15 protein-coding genes are annotated in these 21,045 nt (G+C 61.5%); 5 read left to right on the top strand and 10 right to left on the bottom strand.

Annotated features, from left to right (window positions below; translation table 11 throughout):
* Positions 1 to 28: 28 nt before the first annotated feature.
* The gene (locus tag IFT66_RS21800) at positions 29 to 1,006 is read right to left on the bottom strand and encodes a cell wall hydrolase (RefSeq protein WP_249406545.1); all 978 of its coding nucleotides are present in this window, start codon (positions 1,004 to 1,006) and stop codon (positions 29 to 31) included.
* A gap of 306 nt (positions 1,007 to 1,312) precedes the next feature.
* Between IFT66_RS21800 and IFT66_RS21805 the strand changes: the two genes are divergently transcribed.
* The 5 genes from IFT66_RS21805 to IFT66_RS21825 are packed head-to-tail and all read left to right on the top strand — an operon-like array spanning position 1,313 to position 6,373.
* Positions 1,313 to 1,963 (top strand): phosphoribosylanthranilate isomerase, encoded by a 651-nt coding sequence (locus IFT66_RS21805; RefSeq protein ID WP_192078914.1) that lies wholly within the window; start codon positions 1,313 to 1,315, stop codon positions 1,961 to 1,963.
* Between the two features lie 11 nt (positions 1,964 to 1,974).
* The gene (trpB, locus tag IFT66_RS21810; RefSeq protein WP_192078915.1) at positions 1,975 to 3,195 is read left to right on the top strand and encodes a tryptophan synthase subunit beta; all 1,221 of its coding nucleotides are present in this window, start codon (positions 1,975 to 1,977) and stop codon (positions 3,193 to 3,195) included.
* A 2-nt stretch (positions 3,196 to 3,197) separates the two neighbouring features.
* On the top strand, positions 3,198 to 4,037 hold the full coding sequence (gene trpA / locus IFT66_RS21815; protein ID WP_192078916.1) for a tryptophan synthase subunit alpha: 840 nt from the start codon (positions 3,198 to 3,200) through the stop codon (positions 4,035 to 4,037).
* 44 nt (positions 4,038 to 4,081) lie between these two features.
* Complete coding sequence (accD, locus tag IFT66_RS21820) at positions 4,082 to 4,978, top strand: acetyl-CoA carboxylase, carboxyltransferase subunit beta (protein ID WP_192078917.1); 897 nt, start codon at positions 4,082 to 4,084, stop codon at positions 4,976 to 4,978.
* Between the two features lie 42 nt (positions 4,979 to 5,020).
* Positions 5,021 to 6,373 carry a bifunctional folylpolyglutamate synthase/dihydrofolate synthase gene (locus IFT66_RS21825; protein WP_249406546.1) on the top strand — a complete coding sequence of 451 codons (1,353 nt, stop codon included), beginning with the start codon at positions 5,021 to 5,023 and terminating at the stop codon, positions 6,371 to 6,373.
* Positions 6,374 to 6,458: 85 nt separating this feature from the next.
* On the opposite strand, the gene trxA is transcribed toward IFT66_RS21825, so the two are convergent.
* The 9 genes from trxA to IFT66_RS21870 form a co-directional block, all read right to left on the bottom strand.
* Entirely contained in the window at positions 6,459 to 6,779 is a 321-nt protein-coding gene (gene trxA, locus IFT66_RS21830) for a thioredoxin (RefSeq protein WP_062462956.1), read from the bottom strand.
* 69 nt (positions 6,780 to 6,848) lie between these two features.
* A complete protein-coding gene (gene addA / locus IFT66_RS21835; protein ID WP_192078918.1) occupies positions 6,849 to 10,433 on the bottom strand; it encodes a double-strand break repair helicase AddA in 3,585 nt (1,194 codons plus the stop codon).
* A complete protein-coding gene (gene addB, locus IFT66_RS21840) occupies positions 10,426 to 13,629 on the bottom strand; it encodes a double-strand break repair protein AddB (RefSeq protein ID WP_192078919.1) in 3,204 nt (1,067 codons plus the stop codon). The genes addA and addB overlap by 8 nt, the downstream gene beginning before the upstream one ends.
* Positions 13,630 to 13,632: 3 nt before the next feature.
* Positions 13,633 to 14,373 (bottom strand): nucleotidyltransferase family protein, encoded by a 741-nt coding sequence (locus IFT66_RS21845; protein ID WP_192078920.1) that lies wholly within the window; start codon positions 14,371 to 14,373, stop codon positions 13,633 to 13,635.
* Positions 14,374 to 14,389: 16 nt separating this feature from the next.
* Positions 14,390 to 15,907: a tRNA (adenosine(37)-N6)-threonylcarbamoyltransferase complex ATPase subunit type 1 TsaE gene (tsaE, locus tag IFT66_RS21850; protein WP_192078921.1), complete on the bottom strand. Its 1,518-nt coding sequence runs from the start codon at positions 15,905 to 15,907 to the stop codon at positions 14,390 to 14,392.
* On the bottom strand, positions 15,904 to 18,495 hold the full coding sequence (locus IFT66_RS21855; protein WP_192078922.1) for a PAS domain-containing sensor histidine kinase: 2,592 nt from the start codon (positions 18,493 to 18,495) through the stop codon (positions 15,904 to 15,906). Before IFT66_RS21855 ends, tsaE begins: the two co-directional genes overlap by 4 nt.
* Positions 18,496 to 18,702: 207 nt before the next feature.
* Positions 18,703 to 20,103, bottom strand: coding sequence for an adenosylhomocysteinase (ahcY, locus tag IFT66_RS21860; RefSeq protein ID WP_062462971.1), 1,401 nt, complete (start codon positions 20,101 to 20,103; stop codon positions 18,703 to 18,705).
* Positions 20,104 to 20,263: 160 nt separating this feature from the next.
* Positions 20,264 to 20,542, bottom strand: a complete 279-nt coding sequence (locus tag IFT66_RS21865) for an HPr family phosphocarrier protein (protein ID WP_062462974.1) — start codon at positions 20,540 to 20,542, stop codon at positions 20,264 to 20,266.
* Positions 20,543 to 20,559: 17 nt separating this feature from the next.
* Positions 20,560 to 20,961: a PTS sugar transporter subunit IIA gene (locus tag IFT66_RS21870; RefSeq protein WP_062462977.1), complete on the bottom strand. Its 402-nt coding sequence runs from the start codon at positions 20,959 to 20,961 to the stop codon at positions 20,560 to 20,562.
* Between the last annotated feature and the right edge of the window lie 84 nt (positions 20,962 to 21,045).

Raw genomic sequence — 21,045 nt, forward strand, 5'->3', positions numbered from 1 at the left:
TAAAACAAACGGAAACTGGACGAAGAGATCAAGGTGTAGCTGTGCGAGCCGGGAACTGACGCGGAGTCGGCGCGACCATTACCATGTCGCCGGCTGTGTCGGTCTTGGCACCCGCCGGGCGCCGTTTCGGCAGAGGCCCGCTATTGGGCAAGGCTTCAGTCGAAAGAATGGCAGCACTTGCCGCATCCATGCCAGCGCCGGCCTGGTAGGCCTGCATCATGCTGGGCGAATGGGAAACAGGCTGCACTGTTGCGACAGCGGCGGAAGATGTGTCGGCAACAGTTGTGACAGAGGCAACACCCGGCAAGGGCTGCTGCGTTGCTGCGGACGCAACGGCAACGGGGCTTGGTGTCTGTTCACGAACAGGCTCGGCCCGTGCGATCATGCTCATCGCTCCCGGCGTTGGTACGATCGTCCCTTCAGCCATCATGACATAGGCCCCGGCAGGCTTCGGCTCTGGCGTCTGCAAGTTGCCGTCCTCGTCGCGCTTTTCGTAAAACACGTTGCCGCCGGCATCAGCCACGTAATGCATGTTCTTGTAGGGGAAGCGCAGGCCCTTCGTGTGGAAGAACATCGCTTCCTTCACATCGGGGTGGCGCTTGCCCTTCAGCACGGCTTCCGCTGCTTCATTCAGCTGCGGCGCAGTGTTTTCGTCCATCTTGCGGGTCATCACACCCGGCGCGAACTGCTTTTCCTGCCCCACGACACCACAGATCGTCTCAGGGTAAAGACCTGAGGTCAGGCGGTTCATGATGACGCTGCCGACAGCCATGAAACCATCGGGGCTGCTGCGCCTTGATTCGAAATACATCGCGCGCTTGAGGCATTCGCGGTCGCTGGACGAATAGGTGTAGACCTGCTTTGCCGAACCCACATTGACCTGGGCAGTTCGTGTCTTCGAAGACTTGGAATCGAGCGACGCAGTCGTCTGAGTGCAGGCTGAAAGAGCGCTCACCGCGGCAAGGCACATTGCAGCGCGCACAAAGTTCGCACCTCTTGCCGCCATGACTACCCCCTGCGAAAACATTTCAAGAAACAATTTGCTGTGGAATAAGTTACTGGCAAAACCCTAATAAATCAAACCTGAATCGAGAACGTCTATTTTCCCGGAAAAACCTGCTCTTTTGACCGAGGTTCTGGTTGTGATGATGTCGGCGAGCATGTCCTTTCGCGTGCAGGATCGTGGTGGAGAACCGAATCACGCCCCGGATGATTGCCTGAGGTCTTGAGAAGAGGAGTCCGTGCCGAACTGTCACGCCACCAAACCGCTGAAGGGCTCGACTCCGGGCGCGTTTCGTGCCAATCCGCGCACATGAAACCGGATATCAAGATCTGCGGCCTCAAGACTGAAGAAGCGGTCGATCGCGCGGTGACGCGTGGCGCAACCCATATCGGCTTTATCTTCTTCCCCAAGAGCCCGCGTAACATCGCGCCCGAGATCGCCGGAGACCTGGCGGACCGGGTGCGTGGTAGAGCTAAGATCGTTGCGGTCACGGTGGATGCCGATGACGAGGAACTGGACGATATCGTCTCGCTGCTTCGCCCGGACATGCTTCAGCTCCACGGTCACGAGAGCCCGGAACGGATTTTGCACGTCAAGGCGCTCTACGGTCTGCCTGTCATGAAAGCGTTTTCTGTCAAGTCCGCGGATGATCTTGCAGGGGTCGATGCCTATATAGGTGTGGCTGACCGTTTTCTGTTCGACGCGAAGGCACCGGCTGGCTCCGATCTTCCGGGCGGCAACGGCGTTTCCTTCGACTGGAAGGCCATGGCGTCGCTTGACCAGAGCGTGGATTACATGCTTTCCGGGGGCCTGAACAAGGATAATGTCGCGACTGCGCTCTCATCGACGCGGGCAAGCGGCATAGATGTATCGTCCGGTGTCGAAAGCGCGCCAGGCGCCAAGGATCTGGGCATGATCGATGCGTTCTTCGATGCGGCAGACGTCGCTACGAAACGCTGAAGGAGTTGAAAGTGAACGAGACCCCAAAACTGAATTCGTTCCGTTCCGGTCCCGACGAGGACGGCCTCTTCGGTATTTTCGGCGGCCGCTTTGTCGCGGAAACCCTGATGCCCCTGATCCTCGATCTGCAGGGCGAATGGGAAAAGGCGAAGACCGATCCCGGATTTCAAAAGCAGCTTACCGATCTCGGCAAACACTATGTCGGCCGGCCCAGCCCGCTCTATTTCGCCGAGCGCATGACGGCAGAACTCGGCGGCGCCAAGATCTATTTCAAGCGCGACGAGCTCAATCATACTGGCTCCCACAAGATCAACAACTGCATTGGCCAGATCCTGCTTGCCAAGCGCATGGGCAAGACGCGCATCATCGCTGAAACCGGTGCCGGCCAGCATGGCGTCGCTTCGGCCACGGTCGCTGCCCGCTTCGGCCTGCCCTGCGTCGTCTACATGGGCGCGACAGATGTCGAGCGCCAGGCACCCAATGTCTTCCGCATGAAGCTTTTGGGCGCCGAGGTGATCCCGGTCACGTCAGGCCACGGCACGCTCAAGGATGCCATGAACGAGGCATTGCGCGACTGGGTCACCAATGTCGATGACACCTATTACATGATCGGCACCGCTGCCGGTCCGCATCCCTATCCGGAAATGGTGCGCGACTTCCAGTCGGTCATCGGTCGCGAAACCAAGGAACAGATGCTGGCAGCCGAAGGCCGTCTGCCCGACATGCTGGTAGCAGCCGTTGGCGGTGGATCGAATGCGATCGGCCTATTCCATCCGTTCCTCGATGATGACAGCGTAAGGATCGTCGGCGTCGAAGCCGGCGGCAAGGGCCTCAACGGCGAGGAGCACTGCGCCTCGCTGACGGCAGGCTCCCCTGGCGTTCTGCATGGCAACCGCACCTATCTGCTGCAGGATGGCGACGGACAGATCAAGGAAGGTCATTCGATCTCGGCCGGTCTCGACTATCCCGGCATCGGCCCGGAGCATTCCTGGCTGAAAGACATGGGACGTGTCGAATACGTCCCGATCATGGATACCGAAGCGCTCGAAGCCTTCCAGTTCCTGACGCGCACCGAGGGCATCATCCCCGCGCTCGAACCCTCGCACGCACTGGCCGAAGTCATGAAGCGCGCACCAAAGATGTCCAAGGACGAAATCATCGTCATGAACCTGTGCGGTCGTGGCGACAAGGACATCTTCACTGTCGGCAAAATCCTTGGAATGGGGCTCTGAACATGACCGCACGGATGGACAAGCGTTTTGCCGATCTGAAGGCCGAAGGCCGCCCGGCACTGATCACCTATTTCATGGGCGGCGATCCTGATTTCGCCACGTCGCTGGCCATCATGAAGGCTCTGCCGGATGCCGGCGCCGACGTGATCGAACTCGGAATGCCCTTTTCCGACCCGATGGCCGATGGTCCGGCAATCCAGATGGCGGGGCAGCGCGCGCTGAAAGGCGGCCAGACGCTCGCCAAGACGCTGGATCTCGCCCGCGAATTCCGCAAGACCGATGCCGCGACGCCGATCGTCATGATGGGCTACTACAATCCGATCTATATCTACGGCGTCGACAGGTTTGTTGATGACGCGCTGGAAGCCGGAATCGACGGCCTGATCATCGTCGACCTGCCGCCTGAAATGGATGACGAGCTTTGCATCCCGGCGATCGCCAAGGGGCTGAACTTCATCCGTCTGACCACGCCGACCACGGACGAAAAGCGCCTTCCGACGGTTTTGCACAACACGTCGGGCTTCGTCTATTACGTTTCGATGAACGGCATTACCGGATCCGCTCTGCCGGATCTGTCGCTGATCTCGGGCGCTGTCTCCCGCATCAAGGGTCATACCGACCTGCCGGTCTGCGTCGGCTTCGGCGTCAAGACCGCCAACCATGCGCAAGCCATCGGCGCTGCGGCTGATGGTGTCGTCGTCGGCAGTGCAATCGTTGCGCAGGTTGCCGGCAGTCTCACCAAGGATGGCGCTGCGACGCCAGATACGGTATCTGCCGTTTCCACCTTCGTCCGCGGCCTGGCCACCGGTGTGCGTTCCGCCCGCCTTGTTGCCGCCGAATAACTGGCCCAGATAGGCCTGACAAGTCCAAACTCGGAGTACGCCCAGTGAACTGGATCACCAATTACGTCCGGCCGCGCATCAACTCCATGCTCGGCCGTCCCGATCGGGATGTGCCGGAAAATCTCTGGATCAAATGCCCGGAAACCGGGGAAATGGTCTTCCACAAGGATCTCGAAGAGAACAAGTGGGTCATTCCCGCCTCCGGCTTCCACATGAAGATGCCGGCCAAGGCGCGTCTGAGAGATATGTTCGACGACGGCGAGTTCGAATCGCTGGTGCAGCCGAAGGTCGCCCAGGATCCGCTCAAGTTTCGCGACTCCAAGAAATATGCTGACCGCTTGAAGGACAGCCGTATCAAGACCGATCAGGAGGACACGATCCTCGCCGGTCTCGGTTCCGTCCATGGCGTTAAACTCGTCGCCGTCGTGCACGAATTCAACTTCATCGGTGGTTCGCTCGGCATGGCGGCCGGCGAAGCGATCGTCAAGGCGGCCGAGCGTGCGCTGAAGGAAAAGTGCCCGCTGGTGATCTTCCCGGCTTCTGGCGGCGCCCGCATGCAGGAAGGCATCCTGTCACTGATGCAGCTACCGCGCACCACGGTTGCCGTCGACATGCTGAAGGAAGCAGGCCTTCCCTATATCTGTGTGCTGACCAACCCGACCACCGGCGGCGTGACCGCTTCCTATGCCATGCTCGGTGATGTCCATATCGCCGAACCGGGCGCCGAGATCGGCTTTGCCGGCAAGCGCGTGATCGAACAGACCCTGCGCGAAAAGCTGCCAGAAGGCTTCCAGACAGCAGAATACCTGCTTGAGCACGGCATGGTGGATATGGTCGTCAAGCGCCACGATATCCCGGCAACGCTGGCGCGGATCCTGAAGATGCTGATGAGACAGCCCGATCAGGAATTCCTTGCCGCCCCTGTCGCCGTCAGCGCCTGAACACCGGTTCTGACCTAACGTGATCGGAGCCGGAGCTTCGGGATGACGACGATGAACCAGCCCGTGGCAAGTGCGGCCGAGCAGGAAATCGAGCGGCTGATGACCCTTCACCCGAAGGGTTTCGATCTGTCGCTCGAGCGCATTACCCGCCTCCTTGAGGTGCTCGGCAATCCACATCTGAAACTGCCGCCGGTCATTCATGTGGCCGGCACCAACGGCAAGGGGTCCTGCACCGCCTTTTGCCGCGCGCTTCTCGAAGCGGGTGGCTACTCCGTGCATGTCCACACCTCACCGCATCTTGTGCGCTGGCACGAACGGTTTCGCATCGGCGTCAAGGGCGGCCGCGGCCAGCTTGTCGACGATGCGCTTCTGGCGGATGCGCTTCGCCGCGTCGGCGATGCCAATGCCGGCCAGATGATCACCGTGTTCGAAATCCTGACGGCAGCAACCTTCCTGATCTTCTCCGAACAGCCGGCCGATGCCGTAGTGCTGGAAGTGGGCTTGGGCGGTCGCTTCGATGCGACCAACGTCATCACCGACCCCGCCGTCTCGGTGATCATGCCGATCGCGCTCGATCACCAGGCCTATCTGGGTGACAAGGTCGAACTGATCGCAGCGGAAAAGGCCGGCATCATGAAGCGCCGTCGCCCGGTCGTGGTCGGCGCCCAGGAATTCGACGCGTCCCGCGAGGTTCTGGTTGCGACTGCCGAACGGCTGGGCTGTCCGCTCTCCATCTATGGCCAGGATTTCTCCGCCCATGAGGAATTCGGGCGGCTGATCTACCAGGACGAAGACGGTCTGCAAGACCTGCCGCTGCCGCGCCTTCCGGGCCGCCACCAGTTCGCCAACGCCGCTGCTGCCATCCGCGCCGTCAAGGCCGCCGGTTTCACGGTAACGGATGCGACGATGGAAAAGGCGATGGGCATAGTCGAATGGCCGGCCCGCCTGCAAAAGCTGGTCCAAGGCAAACTGCTCGAATTCGCGCCCCCGGGTTCGGAAATCTGGCTGGACGGCGGGCACAACCCGGCCGGAGGCGAAGTGATTGCCGAAGCCATGGCCGCCTTCGAGGAACGCCAGCCCCGGCCGCTCTACCTCGTCACCGGCATGATCAATACAAAGGATCCCGTCGGCTATTTCCGGGCCTTTGCCGATCTCGGCGAACACGTCTTTACCGTCCGCATCCGCGATAGCGAGGCAGGCCTCGATCCGGTTGTGCTGGCCAATGCTGCGTTCGACGCTGGCCTGGTCGCCGAACCCGCTGGTTCCACCATCGAAGCCTTGCAGGAAATCACCCGGCGCCAGCTGCCCGGCAGTCCGCCGCCCCGTATCCTGATCGGCGGCTCACTCTATTTCGCCGGCAATGTACTCGCCGACAATGGCACGCCACCGGTCTGATGACGGACAGGATCTATCAACAGCAGATAACAAAAAACCCGGCTGATCGATCAGCCGGGTTTTTGGATTCACGTGAAACAGAAGCTTAAGCGGCGCTGGAGATCCAGGCTGCTAGAGCCGTCTTTGGCGCAGCGCCAACCTTGATGTCGGCCACTTCGCCGCCCTTGAACATGGCAAGGGTCGGGATCGAGCGCACACCAAACTGGGCAGCCAGTTCCGGGTTCTCATCGATGTTCAGCTTGACGACTTTCACCTTGCCGGCGAGTTCCGTCGAAATCTCTTCAAGGCTCGGAGCGATCATCTTGCACGGGCCGCACCATTCGGCCCAGAAATCGACGACGACCGGCTCTACGGCGTCCAGAACTTCAGCCTGAAAATTGTTCGTATCGACTTTCACGGTAGCCATTGGGCTCTCCTTCGATTCTTGTTGACCCAGATGTGAGATCGGCACTCACTATTTTCAATGTCCGTCATGTCACTTTGTCTTAAGTTCTGCAAGCGAACGGGACATCAGCTCCACACCCAGTGATATCACCTTTGCCGTCTCGGTGTAGACGAGCACGCAGTCGATCGCTTTGCCCGGATAAAGCGGCGTGAGGATTTCGCGGTAGATCGCGAGCTGTGCCCGATGGGTCAATGGCACGTCGTCGGCAGTGCCCGGCGGAAAGCGGTTCGTCTTGTAATCCAGGATGATGACGCGGTCCTCCATCTCGACCAGCCGGTCGATCCGGCCCGAAATGGCATAGTCCTGCCCCTCCAGCGTCAGCGTCCCCATGATCGACACTTCCGACTGGCTGCGAGCCGAGAAAACCGGCGCAAGCTCGGGGAGAGACAGAACCGACATGACACTCGCGACCAGGCTCTGGCGTTCGCTCGGCGGCCAGAAGCGGGCGGCGCGGTCGGCATAACGCCGGGCTGCACCCTCGCGTTCACCGTCCGGGAAGTCGGTCAGCATCTGCAGCATCCGATGCACCAGCTTGCCTTTTTGCAGTGCCAGGCTGCCGGTCGCCTTGTCTCCAAACAGGGGCGATGTGACGATCAGATCATCATCGTCGTCATCGATCATCGTGCCGGCACCAGACGGGCTAAGTGGCCTCGGCAGGATTTTTCGTGGGGGAAGCGGCCGGGAGAGGGCAGTGGGCAGGGTAGGGGCGAATGCCTCCCGTTCCGAGCCGCCTGCACCTGCGTGGTCCGCTTTGGCAGCAGCCTTGCCGGGCGCCTGGGGCAAACGCCAGGACAGGCCGCTCCACTCGCCCTCGGGTCCGGAGAATGTAGTCGGGCTGCAATGCTGACCGCTCGCCGACAAGGCCCGCGCGATCATCGCCTGCCAGCTGTCAGGGTTGTCGCGGCTGCCACGATAGCCGCAAATCACCAGATGATCGGCAGCGCGGGTCATGCCCACATAGAGAAGCCGCCGGTACTCTTCTTCGGCAGATGTCTTCAACCGCTCGTCGTCCGCCGCCGTCAGCGGGTTGGACAAAGTCTTGCCCGCAAGCCAGGCCGGAACATCGCCATGGACGGTCTTCAGCAAACGAAATTTCGGGACATGCGACGGAATGAAGGATTTCGAGTTGCTGTCGACGAGGAACACGACCGGCGCTTCCAAACCCTTGGAGGCATGCACGGTCATGATCCGCACCTCGTTGCGGCCGCCATCCTGTTCGCGCTTCACCTCCGGGCTTTCGAGCTCCAGCGTCGACACGAAGGCCTGCAGGCCGGGCAGGCCGGATGTCTCGTGATCGAGCGCGAAGGTGAGCAATTCATCGAGAATGTCGCCCGCCTCTGTGCCCAGCCGTCCGAGAAACTTCCGCCGTCCGCCGTGTTGCCCCAGAATACGGGCATAGAGATCATGCGGGCTGAGCAGGCGCGACAGTGTCAGCAGATGCTGCAGGCGCTCGGCGGCATCGCGAAACCGCAGCGGCTGTTCTTCGGCAAGACGCTTGAGCTGCGTCCAGGCGCTGTCATCGTCGGATCTGAGCGCCGCAACCTCGAACACGTCCTCCTCCGACAGATCGAATAGCGGGCTTTTGAGAAGCGCTGCAAGCGACAGGTCGTCCTGCGGCAGAAGCAGAAAGCGGCCAAGCGCCAGCAGATCCTGCACCGCGATATGGCTTGTCAGCTTCAGCCGGTCGGCACCGGCGACGGGAATGTTGTCGCGGCGTTTCAGCGCCCGCGTCAGTGCGTTAACGAAGGCGTCGCGCTTTCTCACGAGAACGAGAATGTCGCCCGGCTCGATCGGCCGTTCCACGCCCTTTTCGATGATCGTCTCGCGGCCGATCATCTCGCCGATCCGGGCGGCGATGCGAGAGGCGAGAATGGCAGCCGGTGCCTTGTCCGGGGTCGAATCGAACGGCGCCGTCCAGTCGTCTTCCTGTTCGGAAACCTCCGGCGCCACCACGTCCCACAGATCGACCGCGCCGGGATGACCCATGCGGTTTGAACGGTGCTGCACCGGATCGCCGATTGCAGACAGGCCCTTGGCGTTTTCCTCGATCGAAAACACCTGATCGACGGCAGAAAGAATGTCGGCTGTCGACCGGAAGGACAGCGGCAGGCGGATCGCATGGAACGGCTGGCCGCTGGCAACCACCTGCCTCTGCGTCGCGCTGCGTTCCTCGGCAAACCGCTCCGGCCGCGCGCCCTGGAACGAATAGATCGACTGTTTCTCGTCGCCGACGGCAAACATCGTGCGGCGCGTATCGCGCGCGCTGTTGCCGGAATAAAAGTCCTCCGCCAGCGACTTGATCACGGTCCACTGGATCGGGCTGGTATCCTGCGCCTCGTCGACCAGAATGTGATCGATGCCCTGGTCGAGCTTGTAATGCACCCAGGCGCCGACACCGTCGCGAGTGAGAAGATCGGCGGTACGAGCGATCAGATCCTCGAAATCGAGAAGGCTGCGGCCCCGTTTCAGGTCCTCGTAGTCGTCGGTCAGGCGTGCGGCGAGTGTCAGCGCCGCCTTGGTGGCCGCAAACAGGCGAAACAGCCGCAACCGGTTCCGGCAGCTCAGAACATGCTCTCGCGCCGCATCGATCGCGCCGGCAAGCTCCGGTGCGATCTTGGTCATGGCGCTGGCGATCAGGCTGCGATCCGACTTCACCGTTCCCTTGGCCGTCAGAAAGATGGAGTCGAGATAAGCGGCGCGCTTGAAGACGTCCGGCTCCTTGGCGACCAGGCGCAAACCATAGGCCACCTCATGGACGGTCGAGCCGCCCTTCTGATCGGCAAGCGACAGATAGAGATCGAGCGTGATGCCGGAAAGCTGGGGCAGAGGCCAATAGGTGGCGGCAATGCTGTCTTCGCTATCGGCAGGGTCGAGCCCGAGAACCCGTTTCAGTTCCGGGCCGATGCCACCGTTATTCTCCGCGGTAAACTTGCGGATCGCCGTGCGTCTGGCAACGATATCGGACAGCAGCGCCTCCAGCCCGAACTCGTCGCCGAGATCGAGCACATGGGCAAAGGCTTCCGCCAGATCCGGATCGTCTTCAGCAGATGTCGCCGTCAGCAGCGAACGCCGCGCCTCTGAGAGGAGAGCAGTGGCGGCACGGTCGTCGAGCACGGAGAAATGGCCGGCCACATTGGCCTCCAGCGGAAACTGGTGCAGCAGGGCTTCGCAGAAGGCGTGGATCGTCTGGATCTTCAGTCCACCCGGCGTTTCCAGCGCCTTCGCAAACAGCCGCCGCGCCTCGGCAATTTTCAGCGAATCCGGCTCATGACCCTCGATAGCCGAAATCCGCGTGCGCAACTCCTCGTCGGAAAGAACCGTCCATTCCGACAGCCGCTGAAACACACGGTTTGACATTTCGGACGCCGCGGCCTTGGTATAGGTGAGGCAGAGGATGGCGGAGGGGCGGCATCCGGCAAGCAGAAGCCGGATCACCCGCTGGGTCAGAACATGTGTCTTGCCGGAGCCGGCATTGGCCGACACCCAGGCGGAACTGGCCGGGTCAGAGGCGCGCGATTGCTGAACCGTGGTCCAGTCGATCCAGTGGATCGGGTCGTCTCCATCTGGCAGATCCGAAGCCGGGTTCTCAGGCAGTTGCGTGAAAAGATCACTCATCGGCGTCTGCCTCTCCGTCGTCATCCGCGGTCGACCACTCGGCAACGCGGGCGAGGTGATCGTATTCACCTCCGAAATCACCCTGAGCAAACGGGACCAGCCGCGAGGCGAACCCCGCATCGCCCTGACGCAGCTTGACGACGAACTTGGTCAGCTGGTCGATCGATTCCTGCGCCAGATCGATCGCCGATTTCGGCTGGCGTTTGGCATTCGCGGTTGCGCCCTCATTGTTGATCCGGTCTTCCTTGAACCGGTCGCCGGGTCGAAGCCGGACATAAAGAAGATCGCCGGGCCGCTGGATGCCCATCGTCTTGAAGGCGCCTGCCTGCAGCGCCGCTGCCTCCAAGGCAAGTTGCGGATCGAGTAACGACCTGGCCTGCAGTATGGAAGGATTGAGGCCGGTCTTGTAGTCGATGATATCGGCCTCGCCGGACCGCTTGATGTCGATCCGGTCGGCAATGCCCGTGACCCGGATGCCGGCGCCCTCGACGTCGAAACCGGCACCGGCTTCCGTAACGCTGCTGCGGACTTCCGGTGCGCGACGCTCTTCCCAGTCGAGAAACGCCCGCGCGACCTCGACGAAGCGCGGCCGCCAGACCCGGTCGATATGCGGCGGGAGCTGTTCGGCGTCGAACAGCTCCCGCGTGATGTGCTGCATTGCTTCACGTGAAACCGGCGTACCGGGCTTGTGGCCTTCGCGCGTATAGCGGTCGATAATGGCGTGGTAGAGCGTGCCGCGCTGTGCGGCACCCGGGTCCTCGTTGAACGGCGCCAGCGGATCGAGCTTCAGGATGCGCCGTGCATAGATCGAATAGGGGTCGCGGCGCAGCCGTCCGACTTCGCTGAACGAATATTTGACCGGCTGCAGCTCCGCCGGCGGTTTGGGGGCAGGGCGCCTGGCAGGCTGCTGGTTGTCGCCGCGATCGATCAGCGATGCCCAGTGAAGGACATCCTTGCCGCGCGCCTTCAATTTGTCGGCAAAGCTTTTGCCGCCCAGTGCCAGCAGTCTCTGCAGCCAGCGGGAAGCAACCGTCGGCGTCGATCCCTGCCGTGTGGAGCGGGAAAAGATCAGGTTGCGGGTGCCGCAGGCCATTTCGAAATCGTGCGCCAGCTGGCCGATCCGCCGTTCGGGCGGTTCCAGACCCATGTCGGTCTTCATCGAACGCGACAGGAACGGGTTGTTGACTGTCTGTCCCGGCCAGGAGCCTTCGTTGAGACCGCCGAGGATCATCGTATCAACGCTTTGCAGCCGCGCTTCCAGCGTTCCGAAGATAAACACCCGAGGATGCGCAAGCGATCGTGGCTTGACCGCTTCGCCTGTCGTCAGCGCCATGACGATGTCGATCCACTGCGGTCCGTCGGCCTCGATCTGGCCTTCCGTCTCGATCACTTCGCCCAGCAGACCCGAGAGACGTTCGCCGGGCTCGCCCGACCAGAGGGCCGAGAGATCACCGCGCTCGTCGATGCACAGCGCCTCGAGCGCGCGCCCGGTGCGTGTCGCCCAATCGGACAGCGTCAGTCTTGCCGTCAACCCGCGTCCATCCGCCCGGCGGCGGATAAAGGCGCTCACCAGCGGTTCGACCGCCGCCGATATCCGCTTTGTGATATCCTTTGCCTGACCGACCGCGCCTTCGGGCAACGAGCTGCGCCAATGCGGCATGTGCCGGTCTTCGAGGATCGCGGTCAGCTGCGCATCGAGAAGCGGCTCAAGTGCTGAAATATCCATGTCGCCGACGCCACCGCGGAGTGCCAGCACTTCCAGCGCATCGATCGCGGCGCGTAGCTCGGCCGGTGGAAGGCCAAGCCGTATCAGCGGGTGTTTCAGGAGACCCACGATCGCCACAGGGTCGCCGGGGCGAAGCGTGGCTTCCAGCAGAAGCTGGGTCAACGTGCCCTGCGGCGTGCCCGAAAGCGCCGAACCGGCCGAATCATCGGCGAGGATGCCGAAACGGGCAAGCTCTGCGGTGACGCGGCGGCCGAGCGCGCGGTCGGGGGTGATCAGCGCCGCCTGGGCCTCGCCACCGTTGCGTCCGGGTTTTTCCAGCGCCAGCCGTAACGCGATGGCAATCGCCACTGCTTCCTCGCGCTCGTTGGCAGCTTCGATCAGCGCGACATCGGCAAAGGCCGCGCGCAGCCTTTCAGGGTCGGCTTCCTGGCGCCACGTATTCCAGCGATCGGTCGCCTTGGCAGGCACCAGCGCCTGCGAGATCGCCTCGGCGCGAAAGGCGAGATCGGCCTGCATCTCGCCGATGACAGTGACATCCTCACGCGTGGCACCGATCTTCTTCAACAGGCGAGACAAACCGAACTGCGGATGGCTGCGGCTCGAAGGGTCGGGCTTGCCGTCAAAGCTTTCCTCGCCAACCATGTCCCACTGGTCCTGCGGCATCGTCATGTCGAGACCCGGCAGGACAACCGTGCCTTCGGCAAGCCTGGAGATCGCCGCGATCAGCTCGGCCGCTGCCGGCACCGACCCGGTGGAGCCGGCAACGATCACGGGGCCTTTGTGCTCCCGCTCGGTAATCCGTCGCGCTTCGCCGCGCAGGATCGAAGCGCGATGCTTTGCCGGCGAAGAGCGTTTCAGCTCTTCAAGCCGCGTCGGCCAGAAGCCGCTGGCGATCTTCAGAAATTCGGCGGTCAGCTGCCACCACAGCGCATGTTCGCCGGTCTGGAGATTGTCGAGATCCTTCCAGTCGCGTTCCTCGGTTTCGATCGCATCAATCAGTTCCGCCAGCGCACGGGCAAGCCAGATCGCATCCGCAGGACTTGCGGGCGCGACAAGCGGCGATTCCGAATGCACGTCCAGCACGATCTTCGGCAGCTGGTTGCGCCAGGCAAGGATCAGCCGTCCGAGTTCGAGAAGTCGCGCCGTGCCGCCGATCGGCAGGGCCAGATCCATTTCCTCGGGCGCCACGAGATCGAAAAACCCCTGATCGTCGTCGGTTTCGCCAAGCGGCCGGATGACCGGCAGGATCGCGGCGCGACCGCCGAGAAGATCGACGAATTCCGAGCGCAGCACGCGGGCCGAACGGCGCGTCGGCACAAAAATGGTGACGTCAGCCAGCGACAGCGGATTTTGGGGATCGTAGCGAAACGTCTCGTTCAGTCGCCCGTCGCAGAGTGCTGCGGCTAGCGTCTTCAGGAAAGGCGCACCTGACGGGATGGAGAAGAGACGGTTCGGCGATACATCCGACATCGATCAGGCCCCCGCTTTGTGGCGGGCGATCACGGCTTCGGCTTCAGGCAGCGCTTCCGGCGTGCCGACGGTGATCCATTCGCCATCCATCACATGGCCGAACAGCCGATCGTTCTGGATCGCGCGGTCGAAATAGATGTTGAGATTGAAGGCATCGTCAGGCGCGTCGTCGAGAAGCGACGTGTGCATGACGATCGCGCCCGCATAGACGACCGGGTTATCTTCGCCTTCAACGTAACGCGAAAGCCGGCCGTCGGAGGACAGCTGGAAATCCTTCTTGCCGTTGTGTCCGGTGGTGCGCTCCAGCGGCACGCAAAGCAGTGCCATATCCATGCGCTGCGGATCGAAAAACCCGGCCAGGCGCTCAAGATTGGTGGGCTCGCCAGGCTTTTCGCCGATCCAGAACAGGTCGGCATTCATGACGAAGACAAAGCCTGGTTGAAGCAGGGACAGACCCTGCTTCAAGCCGCCACCCGAATTCATCAGCTGCGCCCGCTCGTCGGACACAATGATCTCAAGGCGCGGATAGGCGGCGAGATGCGCTTCCATCCGGTCGGCGAAGTGATGGACGTTGACGACCGCATGGGTCACGCCGACGTCGGCCAGGGCATCGAGCCCGTAATCGATCATCGGCTTTCCGGCGACGGGCACCAGCGGCTTCGGCATCGTATCGGTGATCGGGCGAAGCCGGGTACCGAGCCCTGCCGCCAGCACCATAGCCTGCGTGATCGGGGCGTTGGTCATGTCCATGCAACCGTATTTATGATTCGGGAAGCGCTATACCAGCCCTGTGGCACCAATCGCGCAAGGGCGCGAGTGCTTCATGCGCGAGTGCCGTCGAAAGATGGCGCAATGTTCGCGGCATATGCTTCATATATTGCGGCTTGCCGTCGCGTTCGCGCAGTCGAACCCAGAGCCCGGCAAGCTTGCAGTTGCGCTGTGCCGCCATGATCGCCCAGGATTTGAGGAAACCCGCTTCGTCAAATCCGCCCAGTGCGCGGCGCAGCGTCAGGTAGTCGATCATCATCTGATCGGCCAGAACCTTGGGAATATCGACGCGGGCGTCCTGAACCAGTGACGCGAGGTCATAGGCCGTCGGGCCGATCATCGCATCCTGGAAATCGATCAGGCCCACCTGGTGCACGCCGGATGCCTGTGAACGCCAGATGATGTTCGGCGAATGGAAATCGCGCAGGAGCAGGTTTTTCTCCGCGCTGCCGAGCTCTGCGATCAGCCCGTCCCAGATCGAGAGATACTCTTCTCGCTCGTCCTCTCCAGGCTGTCCGTCCCGCTTCCACGGCAGATACCAGTCGAGCAGAAGCCGCGCTTCCATCTTCATCGCGACCGGATCGAAATCCGGAATGTGATGCGTGTGGGAGCCGTCGACGGGAAGGTCCTGCCGGATCTCATGGCCGTGCAAATAGGCCAGCGCCACGACGCTTTCGCGGTAGCGTTCGGCGATCGGCTGGCCGTCCTCGTCGAGCACGCCATCCTGGCCGAGGTTTTCGATGAGGAGAATGCCCTGGTCATAATCCACGGCAAGCACCTCAGGGGCGCAAAGGCCGATGCCGCGCAGGTAATCGGAGATCGCCACGAACGGATAGGCGTCCTCGGCAATATGCGCCACTTTCGGATAGGGCTTGCCGTCGAGAACCGGCGGACCCTCGGGCCGCTTCGGCCAGTCCATCAGGATCACCTTTTCGGCTGATTCGGTCAGAACGGTTTCATAGGCCCGCATCGAGGCATCGCCGGTCAGGAACCGGCGTCGGCCATCGGCATGACCGTGAGTGCGCAGAAACTCGCGGATGGCGATCACCCGGCGAATGCGGGCAAGGGCTGCTTCCGGTGCCGTAATCGTCGCCCGTCGGCCGTTCGTCTCATGCTCGAGCGTCAGCGTGATGCGATCCGCGGGCAGGAGGTCGCCGCCCATTTCCGGCCATTCGACAAGGCAGATACCGGAAGAAAGCGCTTCGTCGAAACCGAGTTCGTCGAGCTCAGACGGATCGGCCAGCCGATAGAGATCGAAATGCGCCACGGGAATGCGCAGTTCATAGATCTGGACCAGCGTGAAAGTGGGGCTTGGCACTTCCAGATCGTCCTGGTCCGCCATGGCCCGAAGAAAGGCACGCGCCAGCGTCGATTTGCCGGCGCCGAGATCGCCCGAAAGAGCCAGGCAGTCGCCAGCCTTCAGCGCCAGCACCAGATCCTCGCCGAACAGAATTGTCTCGGCCTCGTCGGCCAGTGCCACGACAATGCTATCGCCAGGCGCAGCGATCATTCGGCCGCGACCGAACGGGTCCGCGCTCCAACCGGAATGCGACAGGTAACCACCGTTCCCTGTCCGGCCCGGCTGTCGATCGAGACGTCCCCGTTGTGAAGGGTAACGAAGCTTTCGACGATCGAAAGACCAAGGCCAGCACCGCTGCGCTTGCCGCCCTTGGCGTTCGCCTTGAACCGGTCGAACACCGTTTTCAGCATGTCAGGAGGAATGCCGGGGCCTCTGTCAGTTACCGAGAAGAACACGTTGCTCTCGTCGCGCCAGCAATTCAGCGAGATTGCGGACCCCTCGGGCGCAAAATTGGTGGCGTTCATCAGAAGCTTGATCAGGATCTGCTTCAGCCGCTGCTCGTCGGCAAACACGGTTCCGAGTGCCGTCGGCGCGATGATTTCCAGCGTCACCGTATTTTCGTGGAGCCGGTCGGCGATCTGCATCGCTACGTCGTCCAAAAGCTCGTCCACGGCCAGCTGCGAATAGTTCAGCTGCATGATGCCGGCATCGACGGTCGCAAGATCAAGGATATCGTTGACGATGGTGAGAAGCACCGACGAGGACGTGGAGATGTGGTCGATATATTCGGCCTGTCGCTCGTTCAATTCGCCCATGCCGGGCGTCTTCAGGAGATCCGTGAAGCCAATGATGTTGGTCAGCGGCGACCGCAACTCGTAGGAAACGTGCTGGACGAAATCGTTCTTCAGCTCGTCTGCCTTCTGCAGCGCCTCGTTCTTTTCTTTGAGTGCCCGCTCGGCACGCGCGCTGGCCGTCATGTCGACGAAGGTGAACATCGTCTGGGCATTCGGCAAAGGCGTCGCGGCATAATCAAGGATCAGGCCGGAATAGAGCTCGAACGTTCCCTGAATCGAGGCCCGTTCGTCATCGAAATTGGTCAGCATCTGCCCGAAATGACGCCAGCCGTCCGGCTCGTCATAGGATGGCGCGCAGGCTTTCTCGATCGCCTTGATATGGGTGCCCGGCTTGGTCTCGTCGGCGGTCACGCCCCAGAGCGCACGGAAAGCGGGGTTGGACAGTGTGATTCGGCCGTCAGGGCCGAACACTGCCACGCCTTCTGCAAGGTGGTCGATCGTTTCGCCCTGAACCTTAACCAGCGTGTTGTAACGGGTTTCGAGATCGACCTGTTCTGTCAGGTTCTCGAACACCCAGGTGGCGCCGCCGCGAGGGTGCGCGGTGGCGATGACGCGCAGCGTCTGGCCGTTCGGCAGGTGCCAGGTATCGGTCTTGGTATCGAGCGCCTGGTAGATCGACAGCGCCGATTCCTTCCAGTTGCGCCAGCTGAGCTCTTCCGGCAGCTTGCCGTTGGCGCGCAGCTTGTCGAGCAGTTCGGAATTATCCGGCCGCGATTCGAGGAAGGGCAGGGAAAGGCCCCACAGCTGGACGAAAGCCTGGTTGTAGAATTGCAGCCGCCGTTCGCCGTCGAAGATCGCGACGGGTGTCGCGAGATGGTCCAGCGTTTCGGCGTGGCTGTTGAGCGTCCGCTTCAGCTCTTCGCGCACCGATTCGGCTTCCGACACATCGATCGCAATGCCGACGGAACCGTTCGTTGCCACGACATCGACAACGTCGAACACGGTACGATTGCCGCGCACGACAGTGGAGATGCGGTCGTGGAAAGGCGAGTTGGCTGTTGCGACGGCGCGGATTTTCTCACGCGCGATCGTGCCCAGGAATTCGCGGCTTTCGTCAACGGCCTGCGTCGGAACCTTGGCTTCCACGGCATCGCTATAGGCGTGGTTGACCCAGGCAAGCCTGCCCTGTGCGTCGCGCTGCCAGACCGGCTGTTCGATCGTGTCGAGCAGCGAGTGGAAAAGCGAGATGGAGTGGGTCAGCCGTTCGCGTTCGATCTTCAGTTCGGCAAGCTCGGCGCGCAGGTTGTTGAGCGCGATAAAGCGGACAAACGCCTTTCCGCCCGAAACGCGGCCCTGCACCTCAAGGATTTCGTCGCGGTTGGTTTCAAGAACCAGATCGAAGCTGCGGGCTTCGCCGCGCAGAGCGTCGATCGCCTTTTCAAGCTCGATTGCCGAGGAAGAGCGCAGCCAGCGGCCGAAGGCGAGAAAATCGCGATCCTGCTGCGGCGCACCGGTTTCAGCCGGCAACTGGCCCAGGAACTCAGGTTTGGAGTAGCCGCTTTCCCACACCACGATGCGGCGGTTCTTGTCGGCGATCAGCGCTTCGTACTTGGAAATCCGCTGCTGCGCATCCGACAGCGCGCTGCGCATATCCTGGGTTTCGGCTTCCATGTTGCCGCGCTGGCGAACCAGCCAGACGGCCGACAGCAGGGCAGCCCCCAGCGCGCCAAGCACCAGCGACGACCAGATCACCTGGGTCGACGAGAACATGTGCGGGCCGACCGTGCCGGCCTCCTGTGCATGCGCCATCCCAGCCACGCCTGAGAGCACCGTCCCCGCCAGGAACGCTGCAGCTGGACGTGCCAAGCTCACCGGCGCAAGCCGGGCAAGGTCTTTCTTCCACCGCCCATTTGCCGCCTCTTTACAAGCGTCCAGGCCGCAGCTCATCGCCACGCCACAAATGAGATCGGCCTGCTTTCGCAGGCTCGTTTTTCTTACCGACATGACCGGTCTGTCTCCGTCCAATTGCCGCTTATCGACAAGACATACCACATCGCACCTTGCCCGAAGCCGGAGGCTCGAACGAGTACGAATCAAGAGCCGTAACAATACCTGCCGCGGCAGAGAGCGGGAAGGCGCGGGGCCAAAAAAGAAGCCGCAGCCTTTGTCAAGGCTGCGGCCACAAGATGTTGTGGATTGTTCGGCTACGGATCAGTAGCGGTAGTGTTCAGCCTTGAACGGACCCTGCGACGAGACGCCGATATAAGCAGCCTGTTCGTCAGAAAGTTTGGTCAGCGTCACGCCGAGCCTTCCGAGGTGAAGACGGGCAACTTTTTCGTCGAGGTGCTTGGGCAGGATATAGACCTCGTTCTTGTACTCGCCCTGCTTCGTGAACAGCTCGATCTGGGCCAGCGTCTGGTTGGTGAACGAGGCGGACATGACGAAGGACGGATGGCCGGTAGCATTTCCGAGGTTGAGAAGGCGACCTTCCGACAGAAGGATCATCCGGTTGCCCTTCGGGAACTCGATCATGTCGACCTGCGGCTTCACGTTGGTCCACTTCAGGTTCTTCAGCGCCGCAACCTGGATCTCGTTATCGAAATGGCCGATATTGCCGACGATCGCCATATCCTTCATCTCGCGCATATGCTCGATGCGGATGACGTCCTTGTTGCCGGTCGTGGTGATAAAGATATCGGCCGAGGCAACGACGTCTTCGAGCACGACAACTTCAAACCCGTCCATGGCAGCCTGCAGGGCGCAGATCGGATCGACTTCCGTGACCTTGACGCGAGCACCGGCGCCCTGAAGCGAAGCAGCCGATCCCTTGCCGACATCGCCGTAACCGCAGACGACGGCGACCTTGCCGGCCATCATCACGTCGGTGCCGCGGCGAATGCCGTCGACCAGCGATTCCTTGCAGCCGTATTTGTTGTCGAACTTCGACTTGGTGACGGAGTCGTTGACGTTGATGGCCGGGAAGGGCAGCAGGCCCTTCTTGGAAAGATCATAAAGGCGGTGAACGCCTGTGGTGGTCTCTTCGGTCACACCCTTGATCGCATCACGCTGCTTGGTGAACCAGCCTGGCGAAGCAGCAAGACGCTTCTTGATCTGCGCGAACAGGATCTCTTCTTCTTCCGATGTGGGCACGGACAGAACGTCCTCACCGGCTTCGGCACGGGCGCCGAGCAGGATGTACATGGTGGCATCGCCACCATCATCGAGGATCATGTTGGAGAAGCCGCCATCGGTCCACTGAAAGATCTTGTCGGTGTATTCCCAGTACTCGGTGAGCGATTCACCCTTCACGGCAAATACCGGGATGCCGGACGCTGCAATTGCAGCAGCGGCATGATCCTGGGTCGAGAAGATGTTGCAGGAGGCCCAGCGAATGTCGGCGCCGAGTTCCTTCAGCGTCTCGATCAGAACCGCCGTCTGGATCGTCATGTGCAGCGAACCGGAGATGCGGGCGCCCTTGAGCGGCTGCGATGCACCGAATTCCTCGCGGCACGACATCAGGCCCGGCATTTCGGTTTCGGCGATGTCGAGCTCCTTGCGGCCGTAGGCAGCAAGTTCGATATCCGCGACGATGTAATCCTTGTCAGTGCTCATAAAGCTCTCCGCGTGGTGTGTCGAAGGCAGGGGAACGGATTTCCGTTCATCCGGGCGTCGACGAAAAATCTCGCCAGCGGTGTAACAGGCTTGAGGCTGACTTGCAACTAACACATAAAGACGTCTTTATATGTTTATGTCCGTTCGGTTGCTATGGTTATCAAGCTTCTTCGCCGAACTTGTTGGCAACGAGCGCCTCCAGAGCGTCGAGCGCTTCAACAGCCTGCGGGCCGCTTGCGGAAACCTCGATCGAACAGCCGGTGCTGGCGGCCAGCATCATCAGGCCCATGATGGAATTGCCGCCGACTGTCGATCCATCCCTTGAAACCTTCACATCGGCTTCGAAACTTTCCACCATCTGCACGAACTTGGCCGATGCTCGCGCGTGGAGACCACGCTTGTTGACGATTGTGAAATGCCGTGGGGCAAGGGGAGACATGCGTTTGCAGTGCTTTCTTATTTTCCGCTGAGCACGCGGCTTGCGACGTTGATATATTTGCGGCCGGCCTCGGAGGACTCGACCAGCGAGCGCTCCATGTTGTTGTCGCTTCGGACGCCGGCAAGCTTGATCAGCATCGGCAGGTTCATGCCGGCGATGACCTCCGTCTTGCCGCTTTCCATCACTGAGATCGAAAGGTTCGACGGCGTACCGCCGAACATGTCGGTGAGGATGATGACGCCGTATCCGTCATCGGCCTTCGCGACCGCATCGACGATATCCTGCCTCCGCTGGTCCATATCGTCTTCGGGGCCGATGCAAATGGTTTCGATGAATTTCTGAGGTCCGACGACGTGCTCGACGGCCTGTCGAAATTCCTCAGCCAGCTTGCCATGAGTGACAAGCACAATTCCGATCATGAAAACTGCCCCCTGCTATGGAAACTTGCGGCCAATATCGCAACGCAATACAGGCGTCCAGCGGTGGGGAGCCATCTTCGCCAT

It is taken from the genome of Rhizobium sp. CFBP 13726 (assembly GCF_014841925.1).
GTDB lineage: Bacteria > Pseudomonadota > Alphaproteobacteria > Rhizobiales > Rhizobiaceae > Neorhizobium > Neorhizobium soli.

Bases quoted from the DNA above. Each gene is read 5' to 3' on its own strand.
- IFT66_RS21800 (WP_249406545.1), bottom strand. From the start codon at position 1,006: ATGGCGGCAAGAGGTGCGAACTTTGTGCGCGCTGCAATGTGCCTTGCC.
- IFT66_RS21805 (WP_192078914.1), top strand. From the start codon at position 1,313: ATGAAACCGGATATCAAGATCTGCGGCCTCAAGACTGAAGAAGCGGTC.
- trpA (WP_192078916.1), top strand. From the start codon at position 3,198: ATGACCGCACGGATGGACAAGCGTTTTGCCGATCTGAAGGCCGAAGGC.
- IFT66_RS21825 (WP_249406546.1), top strand. From the start codon at position 5,021: ATGACGACGATGAACCAGCCCGTGGCAAGTGCGGCCGAGCAGGAAATC.
- trxA (WP_062462956.1), bottom strand. From the start codon at position 6,779: ATGGCTACCGTGAAAGTCGATACGAACAATTTTCAGGCTGAAGTTCTG.
- addA (WP_192078918.1), bottom strand. From the start codon at position 10,433: ATGAGTGATCTTTTCACGCAACTGCCTGAGAACCCGGCTTCGGATCTG.
- addB (WP_192078919.1), bottom strand. From the start codon at position 13,629: ATGTCGGATGTATCGCCGAACCGTCTCTTCTCCATCCCGTCAGGTGCG.
- IFT66_RS21845 (WP_192078920.1), bottom strand. From the start codon at position 14,373: ATGACCAACGCCCCGATCACGCAGGCTATGGTGCTGGCGGCAGGGCTC.
- tsaE (WP_192078921.1), bottom strand. From the start codon at position 15,907: ATGATCGCTGCGCCTGGCGATAGCATTGTCGTGGCACTGGCCGACGAG.
- IFT66_RS21855 (WP_192078922.1), bottom strand. From the start codon at position 18,495: ATGTCGGTAAGAAAAACGAGCCTGCGAAAGCAGGCCGATCTCATTTGT.
- ahcY (WP_062462971.1), bottom strand. From the start codon at position 20,103: ATGAGCACTGACAAGGATTACATCGTCGCGGATATCGAACTTGCTGCC.
- IFT66_RS21865 (WP_062462974.1), bottom strand. From the start codon at position 20,542: ATGTCTCCCCTTGCCCCACGGCATTTCACAATCGTCAACAAGCGTGGT.
- IFT66_RS21870 (WP_062462977.1), bottom strand. From the start codon at position 20,961: ATGATCGGAATTGTGCTTGTCACTCATGGCAAGCTGGCTGAGGAATTT.